A 13,356-nucleotide genomic window follows, 5' to 3' on the forward strand; every position below is an offset into this window, starting at 1 on the left:
GCGGGCCGCCGCGCGGGCGGAGGTTCAGCGGGCCTTCCCCGCATCCAGTTCCTCGGCCATCGCCGCCCGCAACCGCAACGTCGTGACCAGCCGCTGGAACGCCTCCGCCCAGTACCCGCCGGCGCCGGGTGACGCGTCCTCCGGCTCGTCCGGCACCGCCAGCAGGGCGTCGAGGCGGCTCGCCTCCGAGGGATCGAGGCAGCGCTCGGCCAGTCCCATCACTCCACTGAAACTCCATGGGTAACTCCCTGCGTCCCGCGCGATGTTCAGGGCGTCCACCACCGCCCGTCCGAGCGGTGCGGCCCATGGCACCGCGCACATCCCGAGCAGCTGGAACGCCTCGGAAAGCCCGTGCGCGGAGATGAACCCGGCCACCCAGTCCGCCCGCTCCGCGGCGCCCAGCGTGCCGAGCAGCTTGGCGCGCTCGGCCAGCGACACCGCCCCCGGGCCGCCCGCCTCCGGAGCGGACGGGGCGCCCAGCAGCGCCCTCGCCCACGCGGCGTTCCGCTGCCGTACGGCCGCCCGGCACCATGCGGCGTGCAGTTCTCCCTGCCAGTCGTCCGCCACCGGCAACGCCACGATCTCCTGCGGCGTACGATCGCCGAGCCGCGCGGTCCACGTCCCGAGCGGCGCCGCCTCCACCAACTGGCCCAGCCACCAGGACCGCTCGCCCCGTCCCGCGGGCGCCTTGGCCACGACCCCGTCGCGCTCCATGGCGGCGTCGCACTCGTGCGGCGCCTCGACGACGATCGTCGGGGTTTCCCCGGTGCGGTCGAGGGCCACGCAGGCCCCGGCCCGTGCCGCCATGCGGGCGGCGAGCGCCGAATCCGGCAGCGCGGAGAGCAGTTCGGCGGCCGTCGCCCGGACGTTGCGGCTGCGGTCGGACAGTGCCTGTTCCAGGAAGGGTTCGTCCTGGGCGTCCAGCCCGGTCCGCAGCGAGTCGAGGAACATGAGGCGGTCCTCGGCCCGCTCCGTCGGCCAGGTCGTCGCCAGCAGTTCCCGGGCGGCGGCGGGCTCCCGGGCGCGGAGGGTGGCCAGCAGGGCGACCCGTTCGGCGAACAGCCCCTGCTGCCACAGGCGCCGCACCTCGTCGGCGTCCTCGATGTCCGGCAGTGCCGTCCCGCCGCCGGGGGCGGCGCGCAGTGCGAACCGCCAGTCCGGGTTCATCCGGGCGAGCCAGGTGGCCCGGGGCCCGGCGAAGGCCAGCACCGCGGGACGCAGATCCGTACGCCCCCTGGCCGCGTCCAGCAGCGCGGGCAGCATGGTGGAAGGTGCCGCGAAACCGCGGTCGTTGGCCGCCGCGAGCCACTGGGGCAGCAGCTCCATCAGGTCCGGTGTGGTGCCCCGGCGCCCGCCGCCGCCCGTGCCGGGGCGGTCGGCCAGCAGCATGGCGAGCCTGCGCGCCGCCGCCGCGGGCAACGCCGGGCGCCGGTCCTCGGGCGCCGGCTGCGGCCGCGCGGCCGCCCGGGCCGGCCGCAGCCCCGCCCGCCGCCGCACCGTCTCCGCGGCCGCTTCGTCCAGCAGGGCCACGGGGGCGTCCCGCCCCGGCTCGCCGCCCGGCGGCGTCCGCCGTTCCGTACCGAGCAGCGCCGCCGTCACCAGTTCCTCCCAGGCGCAGGGTGCGGAGGCGTCCACGGGGGCGGGGGTGCTGCTCATGCGGTTCCTCTCTGCCGGGTGCCCGGAAGCGGTCGACAGTTCGTCCACTCCGGGTGTCCAGGGAAACGTGACATATGCGTGCGTCGGGTGCGAACGGATGAGTCGTCGAGGCCGTGGCGTGCGGCGACACCGCTCCGCACGGCGAGCGGGCCGGCCGGGGCGGTGAGTGGGCGGACCAGGGCGGCGAGCGGGCCGCTCGGGGCGGGGAGCGGGCGGCTCAGCACAGCGGTACCGCCTCGCCCGCGCCCTCCGGCCAGGCCGCCAGCGGAGTGAAGCCGCGGTGGCCGAGCTCCCCGAAGACCTTGACGGGGGTGCCGCCCGAGAGGGCGACGAGGCGCCACAGGCCGGGGCGGGCGCGGGCGGCCGGGGTGAGCGGCAGCGCCGTGTCCTCGTCGGCGTCCGCCAGCTGCCACGAGTCGCCGTCCGGGGTCGGCACGACCCGGTCGAGGGTGACCGGGACGGAGTCCAGCCAGGGATCGTCCCGCAACGCCTCGCCGTACCGGGCGGCTGCCTCGGCCGTCGCCACCCCCGGCGGTCTGATGTCCGCCGGGGCGGGCGGCGCGAACTGCGCGCCCAAGGCCACCCGCGGCTGCCCCGCGCCCGGATACGCGGACACCTCCGCGTCCAGGGCCAGCCCCACGGGCAGCGCCAGCTCCGGAGCCCGGCCCGCGGCGCCGTAGGACAGCAGCAGCGCTGTGCGGTCCGAGTCCGCGCCGTACAGCCATATTCGCCGGGTCGTCAGGCGGGCGTCCGCCGTGTCGTACTGGGCGAGCACGAGCCAGCGGTCCCGGACCGGCGGCCCGTCCGCCGAGGCGGGCAGGCCGACGCGTGCGCCGACCGTCGCCGCCAGGCCGGCCGGCAGCCGCTCGCGGTGCAGCCAGCCCTGGTCGAGGAGGTGCAGCAGCGCGCACTCCTCCAGCAGCCGCACCGGCCAGCCGGGCCCGGTCGACGGGATCGCCCCCAGCTCCCGCACCCGGGCCGCCAGCCCGGGCGCCTGGGCGTCGACCATGCGGGCCGCCGTCTCCTCCCACAGCCCGTACCCCGCCTGCTCCGCGCCGGCCAGACCGCCGCGCAGCAGGTCGGCCAGGCGCTGCTCAAGCTCGGTCGCGCCCGCGGTGATCCGCTCGGCCCGGCGCTCCGCCCGGCGCCGAGCCGCCTCCGGGTCACCGGACGGGGACGGCGCCCCGGAGGCGTCCGCCGTCAGCTTCTCCGCCGCGCGCCTGCGTCTGCCCTCCCGCCACTGCTCCGCCCATTCCGGTGCCGGTCCCGGCGGCACCGCCCCGTCGTCGCCGGCCCAGAGCAGCAGCAGCCCGAGCGCGTGCTTGCACGGGAACTTACGGCTCGGGCAGCTGCACTTGTACGCCGGACCGGAAGCGTCCGCGATGTCCACGACCGTCCGGTACGGCGTGCTGCCGCTGCCCTTGCAGAGTCCCCACAGCGCCCCCTCACCGGAACTGCCCGCCTCCGACCACGGTCCGGCCGTGGCGAGTTTGCTTCCCGCTTTGCGTGACGCGGCGTCAGGCGCCAGCGCCAGCACCTGGTCCGCGCTCCAGCGCACCCCCTGCTGAGTCATGCCATCGAAGGTAGAACCCACCACTGACAATCGGCCTCGCGAACACGTTTCCGCAGGTCAGATCGCATTGTCAGTGGCATGGTGCACGGTTGGTGGCAGATCCGAACCGGCCGAGCTGGAGGGGGCCTCAGCCATGACTGTGTCCGCAGAACCGATGTCCGCAGTACCGAGCGGGGACGGGTCCGCGCCCGCGAACCCGGGCACGGGCGCCCCCACCGCCGCGGGCACGCAGCCGCCCGCACAGGAAGCGGAGGCTCTGCGGCCGCACGCCGAGGACGCCTTCGCCGGCGAACTCGCGGCGCTGGCCGCGCACGACGACCGCCCGCGCCCGGCCCGCTGGAAGCTGTCGCCGTGGGCGGTGGCCACCTACCTGCTCGGCGGCACCCTGCCCGACGGCACGGTGATCACGCCGAAGTACGTGGGTCCGCGCCGCATCGTCGAGGTCGCGGTCACCACGCTCGCCACCGACCGCGCCCTGCTCCTGCTCGGTGTGCCCGGCACCGCGAAGACCTGGGTGTCCGAGCACCTGGCCGCGGCGGTCAGCGGCGACTCGACGCTGCTGGTGCAGGGCACCGCGGGCACGCCGGAGGAGGCGATCCGGTACGGCTGGAACTACGCGCAACTGCTCGCGCACGGCCCGAGCCGGGACGCGCTCGTGCCCAGCCCCGTCATGCGGGCCATGGCGGAGGGGATGACGGCCCGCGTCGAGGAGCTGACCCGCATCCCGGCCGACGTCCAGGACACGCTCATCACGATCCTGTCGGAGAAGACCCTGCCGATACCGGAGCTGGGGCAGGAGGTGCAGGCGGTCCGCGGCTTCAACCTGATCGCCACGGCCAACGACCGCGACCGCGGCGTCAACGACCTCTCCAGCGCCCTGCGCCGCCGGTTCAACACGGTGGTGCTGCCGCTGCCGGAGAGCGTCGAGGCCGAGGTCGACATCGTCTCCCGCCGCGTCGACCAGATCGGCCGCTCCCTCGACCTGCCCGCCGTGCCCGACGGCGTCGACGAGATCCGCCGCGTCGTCACCGTCTTCCGCGAGCTGCGCGACGGGATCACGTCCGACGGGCGCACAAAGGTGAAGTCGCCCAGCGGCACGCTGTCCACGGCGGAGGCGATCTCGGTGGTCACGGGCGGCCTCGCCCTGGCCGCGCACTTCGGCGACGGCGTGCTGCGGGCCGCCGACGTCGCCGCGGGCATCCTCGGCGCCGTCGTCCGTGACCCGGCGGCCGACCGGGTCGTCTGGCAGGAGTACCTGGAGGCGGTCGTCCGCGAGCGCGACGGCTGGACGGACTTCTACCGGGCCTGCCGGGAGGTCAGCGCGTGAACGGGACCGGACGGGAGCGGTTCGGAGGAGGCCGCGCGGTGACGGTTCCCGGAGCCCGGCGTCGCACCCGCACCGGGGACGGCCGGTCCGGCGCCGGCCCGGGCGGAACGGCGGAGCGAGGGGGAGGCTGTGACAGGCGTTGACGAGAGCGGGGCGGCGGCGCCCGGGCCGGGGCCTTGGCTGCTGGGCGTCCGGCATCACGGGCCGGGCTCGGCGCGGGCCGTAAGGGCGGCGCTGGACGCGGCCCGGCCGGAGGCGGTGCTCATCGAGGGCCCGCCCGAGGCCAGTGCGCTGATCCCGCTCGCCGCCGACGAGGACATGCGGCCGCCGGTCGCGCTCCTCGCGCACGCCGTGGACGAACCGGGCCGCTCGGCGTTCTGGCCGCTGGCCGAGTTCTCCCCGGAGTGGGTGGCCATCCGCTGGGCGCTGGAGCACGAGGTGCCGGCCCGTTTCATCGACCTGCCGGCCACCCACACCCTGGCCTGGGGGAGTCAGGAACCGGCGGGCGCGCACCCCGGCGGGGGCGAGGCCGAGGCCGAGGCCGACGGTGACGCGGTCGGCGAGGCGGCGGCCCCGGGCGGGGACGGCTTCGCGGGCGGGCACCCGGAGGAGCGTCGGCCGGGGGACGGTGCGGGCCCGGACGGCGGGCGGGCCGAGGAGGGCGGCCCGGGCGTCGACGTCCGGGTCGACCCCCTCGCCGTGCTCGCCGACGCCGCCGGTTACGACGACCCCGAGCGCTGGTGGGAGGACGTCGTCGAGCACCGTGGCGCGGGCGAGGGGGACGCCTTCGCGCCGTTCGCGGTGCTGGAGGAGGCCATGGGCGCGCTGCGGGAGGCGTACGGCACCGGAGGGCATGACCGGGACCTGGTGCGGGAGGCGTACATGCGGCTCCAGGTGCGGGCGGCGCGGCGCGAGTTCGGCGACGGCGTGGCCGTGGTCTGCGGGGCCTGGCACGTGCCCGCCCTGCGCCGCGGACCGGCGGTCTCCGCCGACCGGGCGCTGCTGAAGGGACTGCCCAAGGTCAAGACGGACATGACGTGGGTGCCGTGGACCCACCGGCGGCTGTCCCGGGCCAGTGGGTACGGCGCGGGCATCGAGTCGCCGGGCTGGTACGGGCACCTGTTCGGCGCGCCGGACCGGCCGGTCGAGCGGTGGATGACGAAGGTGGCCGGACTGCTGCGGGAGGAGGACCGGATCGTCTCCTCGGCCCATGTCATCGAGGCGGTGCGGCTGGCCGAGACGCTCGCCGCGATGCGGGGCCGTCCACTGCCGGGGCTCGGCGAGATGACCGACGCCGTGCGGGCGGTCATGTGTGAGGGCTCCGACGTGCCGCTGGCGCTGGTGCACGACCGGCTGGTCGTCGGGGACGTGCTGGGGGAGGTGCCGCAGGCGGCGCCCGCGGTGCCGTTGCAGCGGGACCTCGTCCGGATCCAGCGCCGGCTGCGGCTGAAGCCGGAGGCGGTCGAACGGGAGCTGGAGCTGGACCTGCGCAAGGAGACCGACGCGGAGCGCAGCAGGCTGCTGCACCGGCTGCGGCTGCTGGGCATCGCGTGGGGCGAGCCGCGGGCTTCACGGGGCAGCACGGGCACGTTCCGGGAGACGTGGCGGCTGTGCTGGGAGCCCGAGTTGTCCGTGCGGGTGGCCGAGGCGGGCGTGTGGGGCACGACCGTGCTCGCCGCCGCGACCGCCAAGGCGGAGGCCGACGCCGTGGCGGCACAGTCGCTCGCCGAGGTCACCGGTCTCGCCGAGCGTTGCCTGCTGGCCGGACTTCCGGACGCGCTGCCCGTGGTGATGCGGGTGCTCGCCGACCGGGCGGCGCTCGACGCGGACGTCGGCCACCTGGCCCAGGCCCTGCCGGCCCTGGTGCGTTCGCTGCGGTACGGCGACGTGCGCGGCACGCACACCGGCGCGCTCGCCGAGGTCGCCGCGGGTCTCGCCGAGCGCGTCTTCGTCGGCCTGCCGCCCGCCTGCGCCGCCCTGGACGCGGAGGCGGCGGAGCGGATGCGGGGTCATGTGGACGCGGTGCACGGGGCGGTGGGGCTGCTGGGCGACGTCTCCGTGCCCGGCCACCCCGACCTCGGCGGACGCTGGCACACGGTGCTGCGGGTGCTGGGACTGCGGGACACCGTGCCCGGCGTCGTCCGGGGGCGGGCGGTGCGACTGCTGCTGGACGACGGGGAGCTGGCGCAGGAGGAGGCGGCGCGGCTCATGGGGCTCGTGCTGTCGCCGGGGACACCGCCGGGGGACGCGGCCGCCTGGATCGAGGGCTTCGTCGGCGGCGGCTCGGGCGGCGGGATGCTGCTCGTGCACGACGAGCGGCTGCTCGGCCTGGTGGACGCCTGGCTGACGGAGGTGCCGGCGGAGGCGTTCACGGATGTGCTGCCCCTGCTGCGGCGCACGTTCTCCGCGTACGAACCGGGCGTCCGCCGCACCCTGGGCGAACTGGTCCGGCGCGGACCCGCACATCGGGGCGGAGCGGCGGCGGGCGGCCCCGGCATCCCCGGATTCGCGGCCGAACTCGACCCGAGGCGGGCCGACGCGGTGCTGCCGGTGGTGCGGCTGTTGCTGGGACTGGACGGAGCGGCGGAGGCCGCCGACGAAAACGATCTTGTGGGGGTGACGGCATGACCGTCGATGCGACGAGCAGGCCCAGGGCGGGGGCGGAGACGGCGGGCGCGGGACCGGACGGGGGGACGCCGCGTGCGCTCCGTGCCCAGGCCGGTCCGAGGACGGCCGTCCCGGTGATCCCGCTGTGGCAGCGGCCTCACCCGGGGGCACGCCGATGACGCCGCAGCCGGCGCCGCAGCCGGCGACGACACCGAAGGCGACGGCGCAGACAGCGTCGGCTCGGGCGACGGCGGCCCGGGCGGCGGATCCGGCGCAGGAGCGGCTCAGGCGCTGGCGGCTGGTGCTCGGCGGCGACGCGGCCGAGGGCACCGGGTGCGCCCTGTCGGGGCAGGACGCCGCGATGGACGCGGCGCTGGCCGCGCTCTACGGCAAGGGAGACCGGCAGGCGGGGGCCGGGCGGGACCGTTCGGCGGGGCTTGGGGCGTCGGCGCCGTCCGTGGCGCGGTGGCTCGGCGACATCCGGACCTACTTCCCCTCCTCCGTCGTCCAGGTCATGCAGCGCGACGCCATCGACCGGCTGGGCCTGTCCACGCTGTTGCTGGAACCGGAGATGCTGGAGGCGGTGGAGGCCGACGTGCACCTCGTCGGCACGCTCCTCTCCCTCAACAAGGCGATGCCGGAGACGACGAAGGAGACGGCGCGGGCCGTCGTGCGGCGGGTCGTGGAGGACCTGGAGAAGCGGCTTGCCAGCCGCACCCGGGCCACCCTCACCGGCGCCCTCGACCGCAGCGCCCGCGTCAACCGGCCGCGCCACCACGACATCGACTGGAACCGCACGATCGCCGCCAACCTCAAGAACTACCTGCCGGAACACCGGACGGTCGTGCCGGAGCGGCTCATCGGATACGGGCGGGCGTCGCAGTCCGTGAAGAAGGACGTCGTGCTGTGCATGGACCAGTCGGGGTCGATGGCGGCGTCGGTGGTCTACGCGTCCGTGTTCGGGGCGGTGCTCGCCTCCATGCGGTCCATCAACACCCGGCTCGTCGTCTTCGACACGGCGGTCGTCGACCTCACCGACCAGCTCGACGACCCGGTGGACGTGTTGTTCGGCACCCAGCTCGGCGGCGGCACGGACATCAACCGCGCGCTGGCCTACTGCCAGTCGCAGATCACCCGGCCGGCGGACACGGTGGTCGTGCTGATCAGCGATCTCTACGAGGGAGGCATCCGGGACCAGATGCTCAAGCGGGTGGCGGCGATGAAGGCGTCGGGGGTGCAGTTCGTGGCGCTGCTCGCGCTGTCCGACGAAGGAGCGCCCGCCTACGACAGGGAGCACGCGGCCGCGCTCGCCGCGCTGGGGGCGCCGGCGTTCGCCTGCACGCCCGACCTGTTCCCGGAGGTGATGGCGGCGGCGATCGAGAAGCGGCCGCTTCCGATACCGGAGACCGTGTGACGGGTGGCGCGTGAGCTCGGTGGAACAGCAAAACAGGACATGACTACCCATCGGTAACAGGGGGCTTGCGCAACCTCGGGAGGGCCGTGCGAGGATCGATGCCCGGTCCCGACGCCGCGTCAGCGGGGGGTCGGGGTCCGCGCCTCGTACCGCGCCGCGTCGGCTGGTGACTCGCCGGCAGACGTTCGCCGGCTCGCTCTGCCTCCGCTCGCCGACTCGCTCGATCCGTTCCGCCGCACGGGAGGAACCGTTCCCTTGACCACGCCGGCCGCTCTGTCCGGTGCCGCCCTGCGCGTGATGCGCTCGGCGGCCGGACGGCGTGCGCTGCACGTGATGCTCCTGGTGGGCGGATTCCTCGCGCTCGGGTTCCTGTGCGGAACTCGTGCCCACGCGGCGGAGAGTGTCCCCTCGGCGGCGGCTCCGGTGGCCGAGGCCCTGCGGCCGGTTGCGTCGGCCACTGTCGCCGACTCTGCCGACTCGGGTGCCTCCGTCGCGTCCGCACCGCGGGAGGCCTCGGCTTCCCCGGCCGCCGACGACGTCCTGCGGCCACTGACCGACCAGGTCCTGCGGTCCGTGGACGAGCGGATCGTGCGACCGGTCGGTGACGTGGTGGAAACCGTGACCGCCGGGCTCGGTGAGGTGACGGAGCGGATACCGCCGTTGTCGTCGCTGCCTTCCCTCCCGTCGCCCGACTCGCCGTCCCTGCCCGGTATCCCGGGCCTGCCGCCGGAGCCCGGTCTGCCGTCCGTCCCCGGTCTCCCCGGCTCGCCCGGACTGCCCACGCTTCCGGGGCAGACGGTGCCGGTGCCGGTCACCTCGGCACCGCAGCAGGGCACGGCGGAGCAGTCCGCCGAGGACCCGTCCGCCGAGTCGTGGGCCCGGACGAACGTGTCGCGCGGCGCGGCATACGGACCGCGGCTGTCCGACGCGGCCGGTGTCGTGGCACGGGGCGGGAAGCAGCGGGGCGCCGTCGCCGGGTACGGCCCCGTGCGTCAGGCGCCCTACGGTGACCCGGCCGACGCGTTGGGAGACCGTGCCGCCGTCGACAGCGGTACCTCGCGCCACTGGGAAGTCTCCGCCGTTGCCCTGAACGACCGGGCACCCCTGCGGCTCGTGCCCGGCGCCACCGCGCGCTCCACCGCGAACCAGGCCCGGGACAGGCACCGGGACATTCCGGTTTCCCCCGCCTAGGCAGCAGCCCCTTCCCCCGCCACAGACCTGCCGCGCGGGGGCGGAACAGGTCTGCCCGTCCGTCCGGACCCCATCGGTCTCCGGACGCAAGCCGCCGGCTCCGCTGGTCCCGACTCCCCGGACCACGACCGGAACCGGCCCCGGAAATGTCCCTCAGCTCCCCAGGCCCAGGGTGCCCAGGACGCCCATGCCCACCCCGGTGCACCACTCCGGTGCACCCCGGGCGTCCCGATGTGCCAGGGAGCTCCGAGATCCGAAGGATCTGACGCGCTCATGAACACGAACATCCGCCACTCCCTCGTCACAGCCGCCGACGTCAAGACGTCCAAGGGCGGGAAAGTCGCCGAGGCCATCCGCGGCGCCAGGGCCGCTCGTGCCGCCAGGGCCGCCCGCGCCGCAGGATCCGCCCGCGCCGCAGGGTCCGCCCGTGCATCGGGGTCCGCCGCCGCGGTGCTCCCCCGCGCTGCGGCCGCCGCCGGTGCTGCCGGGGCTGCCCGTGTCGCGCAGCCCCGGCCCATGGCCGCTGTCGGAGCGGTCGCCGCAGGGGCCGCCCGGGTCGCCCAGGACCGGCCCGCAGCCGCTGTCGGAGTGGTCGCCGCAGAGGCCGCCGGTTCCGCGCAGGCCCGGCCCGCGGACGCCGTCCGTGCGGTCGCCTCCGCCCCCGTGTCCGTGCCTGCCGTGAGCTCCGCCCAGGCCGCCCAAGGCGAGGTCGACTACCTCTTCGGCCCGCTCTCCGTCTTCGCCCCGGAGGTGGAGGAGGCGCTCTCCGCCGCCCGGACCGACCTGAACGGCGTCGCCGACCCGATGCCCACCGGGCGCCGGAGCGACACCCACCACAGGTGACCGTCCAGCGCCCCGACCCCGGCGTCGTACGACGGCCCGACGAAGCCGCCGACCGACGCCGGCCCAGCCGCCGGGACGCCCGCGACCGCCGGGTGCATGCAATGAGTGCGCTCGGCGCGAAGGCGTCCCCGTGGCACTCCGCGCCGTGACGCGGCGCGCGCTCGACTCGCGGAGCCGATGGACCCGGACGGCCGAAAGCCGTCGGATTCGTCCGGCCGGACCTCCGCGGAACGGGCCGGGCGCTCCCCATTGGGGTGGGGACCGTCCGCCCGGAACCCCGCAGGTGGCCGCTTTCGCGCACCTCCGGGGTGTTCAAGGGGCCTCACCGGGTCAACCCCAGCCCGGTGAGGCCCTTCCCCGTTCCCCCCCCGGTCTCCTCCCGGTCTCCCCGAGCCCTCCTCCCGCCCTCCTCACCGTCGGCACGCCGTGCCAGTGAGCGTGGCATCATGTGACAGGTATCACCGCTCAGGTGTGACCCGCGATTTAGAGACCCTCCGCCAGCGGCGATAACCTGCGAGACGGACATGCCGCGCGCTCGGACACCGTGTGCGCCTCCCTTGTGACAGACGGCGGACGTCACGTTGCCCTTCGCGGCACGCCCACGCATCCAACGAACCGCGAGATCACTGATAGGGACGGAAGCGCGTGGACCTGTTCGAGTACCAGGCGAGGGACCTCTTCGCCAAGCACGATGTACCGGTGCTGGCCGGTGAAGTCATCGACACGCCTGAGGCGGCCCGCGCAGCCACCGAGCGCCTCGGTGGCAAGTCCGTCGTCAAGGCCCAGGTGAAGGTCGGCGGCCGCGGCAAGGCCGGTGGCGTGAAGCTCGCCGCCACCCCGGACGAGGCCGTCGCCCGCGCGACGGACATCCTCGGCATGGACATCAAGGGCCACACGGTCCACAAGGTGATGATCGCCGAGACCGCTCCCGAGATCCTCGAGGAGTACTACGTCTCGTTCCTCCTCGACCGTGCCAACCGCACCTTCCTCTCCATCGCCTCCGTCGAGGGCGGCATGGAGATCGAGGAGGTGGCGGCCACCCGTCCGGAGGCCGTCGCCAAGGTCGCGATCGACGCCATCGACGGTGTGGACGAGGCCAAGGCCCGTGAGATCGTCGCGGCCGCCAAGTTCCCGGCCGAGGTCGCGGACAAGGTCGCGAACGTCCTCGTCAGGCTGTGGGACACCTTCATCAAGGAGGACGCCCTCCTGGTCGAGGTGAACCCGCTGGCCAAGGTGGCGTCCGGTGAGGTCATCGCCCTCGACGGCAAGGTGTCGCTGGACGACAACGCCGAGTTCCGTCACCCCGACTTCGAGGAACTCCACGACAAGGCGGCGGCCAACCCCCTGGAGGCCGCGGCCAAGGAGAAGAACCTCAACTACGTCAAGCTCGACGGCGAGGTCGGCATCATCGGCAACGGCGCCGGTCTCGTCATGAGCACCCTGGACGTCGTCGCGTACGCCGGTGAGAACCACGGCGGCGTCAAGCCCGCCAACTTCCTGGACATCGGCGGCGGCGCCTCCGCCCAGGTCATGGCGAACGGCCTGGAGATCATCCTCGGCGACCCGGACGTCAAGTCCGTGTTCGTCAACGTCTTCGGTGGCATCACCGCCTGTGACGAGGTCGCCAACGGCATCGTCCAGGCGCTGAAGCTCCTGGAGGACCGCGGCGAGGAGGTCACCAAGCCGCTCGTCGTCCGTCTCGACGGCAACAACGCCGAGCTGGGCCGACAGATCCTCACCGACGCCAACCACCCGCTGGTCCAGCGCGTCGACACCATGGACGGCGCGGCCGACAAGGCCGCCGAGCTGGCCCACGCCGCCAAGTAAGCACTCAGGACGAGGACACAACACACCATGGCTATCTGGCTCAACAAGGACAGCAAGGTCATCGTCCAGGGCATGACCGGTGCCACCGGCATGAAGCACACCAAGCTCATGATCGGTGACGGCACTCACGTCGTGGGCGGCGTGAACCCGCGCAAGGCGGGTCAGACCGTGGACTTCGACGGCACCGAGGTACCGGTGTTCGGTACCGTCAAGGAGGCCATCGAGAAGACCGGCGCCAACGTCTCCGTCATCTTCGTGCCGGAGAAGTTCACCAAGGACGCGGTCGACGAGGCCATCGACGCCGAGATCCCGCTGGCCGTCGTGATCACCGAGGGCATCGCCGTGCACGACACGGCCGCCTTCTGGGCGTACGCCGGCAAGAAGGGCAACAAGACCCGCATCATCGGCCCGAACTGCCCCGGCATCATCACCCCGGGCCAGTCCAACGTCGGCATCATCCCGGGCGACATCACCAAGCCGGGCCGCATCGGCCTGGTGTCGAAGTCGGGCACGCTGACGTACCAGATGATGTACGAGCTGCGGGACATCGGCTTCTCCACGGCCGTCGGCATCGGCGGTGACCCGATCATCGGCACCACCCACATCGACGCCCTGGCCGCCTTCCAGGACGACCCCGACACCGACCTGATCGTCATGATCGGTGAGATCGGCGGCGACGCCGAGGAGCGGGCCGCGGCCTTCATCAAGGAGAACGTGACCAAGCCGGTCGTCGGCTACGTCGCGGGCTTCACCGCGCCCGAGGGCAAGACGATGGGCCACGCCGGCGCCATCGTCTCCGGTTCCTCCGGCACCGCGCAGGCGAAGAAGGAGGCCCTCGAGGCCGCCGGCGTCAAGGTCGGCAAGACGCCGACCGAGACGGCGAAGCTGGCGCGCGAGATCCTGGCCGGCTGAACCCGG

9 protein-coding genes are annotated in these 13,356 nt (G+C 74.5%); 7 read left to right on the forward strand and 2 right to left on the reverse strand.

The window, feature by feature from the left end; translation table 11 throughout:
- Nucleotides 1-24: 24 nt before the first annotated feature.
- Together ACZ5GT_RS21365 and ACZ5GT_RS21370 are read right to left on the reverse strand one after the other, a co-directional pair.
- On the reverse strand, nt 25-1,656 hold the full coding sequence (locus tag ACZ5GT_RS21365) for a DUF5691 domain-containing protein (protein WP_469027065.1): 1,632 nt from the start codon (nt 1,654-1,656) through the stop codon (nt 25-27).
- Between the two features lie 217 nt (nt 1,657-1,873).
- Complete coding sequence (locus ACZ5GT_RS21370; protein ID WP_469027070.1) at nt 1,874-3,229, reverse strand: SWIM zinc finger family protein; 1,356 nt, start codon at nt 3,227-3,229, stop codon at nt 1,874-1,876.
- Nucleotides 3,230-3,362: 133 nt separating this feature from the next.
- On the opposite strand from ACZ5GT_RS21370, the gene ACZ5GT_RS21375 reads away from it, so the two are divergent.
- From ACZ5GT_RS21375 to sucD, 7 genes are all read left to right on the forward strand, one after another.
- Nucleotides 3,363-4,556, forward strand: a complete 1,194-nt coding sequence (locus tag ACZ5GT_RS21375) for an ATP-binding protein (protein ID WP_469027073.1) — start codon at nt 3,363-3,365, stop codon at nt 4,554-4,556.
- Nucleotides 4,557-4,685: 129 nt separating this feature from the next.
- Nucleotides 4,686-7,184, forward strand: coding sequence for a DUF5682 family protein (locus tag ACZ5GT_RS21380; protein WP_469027076.1), 2,499 nt, complete (start codon nt 4,686-4,688; stop codon nt 7,182-7,184).
- 154 nt (nt 7,185-7,338) lie between these two features.
- The gene (locus tag ACZ5GT_RS21385; protein WP_469027083.1) at nt 7,339-8,577 is read left to right on the forward strand and encodes a VWA domain-containing protein; all 1,239 of its coding nucleotides are present in this window, start codon (nt 7,339-7,341) and stop codon (nt 8,575-8,577) included.
- A 255-nt stretch (nt 8,578-8,832) separates the two neighbouring features.
- On the forward strand, nt 8,833-9,768 hold the full coding sequence (locus tag ACZ5GT_RS21390; protein WP_469027088.1) for a hypothetical protein: 936 nt from the start codon (nt 8,833-8,835) through the stop codon (nt 9,766-9,768).
- Nucleotides 9,769-10,041: 273 nt separating this feature from the next.
- The gene (locus ACZ5GT_RS21395) at nt 10,042-10,611 is read left to right on the forward strand and encodes a hypothetical protein (RefSeq protein ID WP_469027093.1); all 570 of its coding nucleotides are present in this window, start codon (nt 10,042-10,044) and stop codon (nt 10,609-10,611) included.
- A gap of 645 nt (nt 10,612-11,256) precedes the next feature.
- Nucleotides 11,257-12,438: an ADP-forming succinate--CoA ligase subunit beta gene (gene sucC / locus ACZ5GT_RS21400; RefSeq protein ID WP_469027099.1), complete on the forward strand. Its 1,182-nt coding sequence runs from the start codon at nt 11,257-11,259 to the stop codon at nt 12,436-12,438.
- Between the two features lie 27 nt (nt 12,439-12,465).
- A complete protein-coding gene (gene sucD, locus ACZ5GT_RS21405; RefSeq protein ID WP_324789072.1) occupies nt 12,466-13,350 on the forward strand; it encodes a succinate--CoA ligase subunit alpha in 885 nt (294 codons plus the stop codon).
- Nucleotides 13,351-13,356 lie beyond the last annotated feature (6 nt).

The sequence above is a fragment of the Streptomyces sp. NPDC031340 genome (genome assembly GCF_055569945.1).

Coding starts and splice junctions, on each gene's coding strand:
- ACZ5GT_RS21365 (WP_469027065.1), bottom strand. CDS start 1,656: ATGAGCAGCACCCCCGCCCCCGTGGACGCCTCCGCACCCTGCGCCTGG.
- ACZ5GT_RS21370 (WP_469027070.1), bottom strand. CDS start 3,229: ATGACTCAGCAGGGGGTGCGCTGGAGCGCGGACCAGGTGCTGGCGCTG.
- ACZ5GT_RS21375 (WP_469027073.1), top strand. CDS start 3,363: ATGACTGTGTCCGCAGAACCGATGTCCGCAGTACCGAGCGGGGACGGG.
- ACZ5GT_RS21385 (WP_469027083.1), top strand. CDS start 7,339: ATGACGCCGCAGCCGGCGCCGCAGCCGGCGACGACACCGAAGGCGACG.
- ACZ5GT_RS21395 (WP_469027093.1), top strand. CDS start 10,042: ATGAACACGAACATCCGCCACTCCCTCGTCACAGCCGCCGACGTCAAG.
- sucD (WP_324789072.1), top strand. CDS start 12,466: ATGGCTATCTGGCTCAACAAGGACAGCAAGGTCATCGTCCAGGGCATG.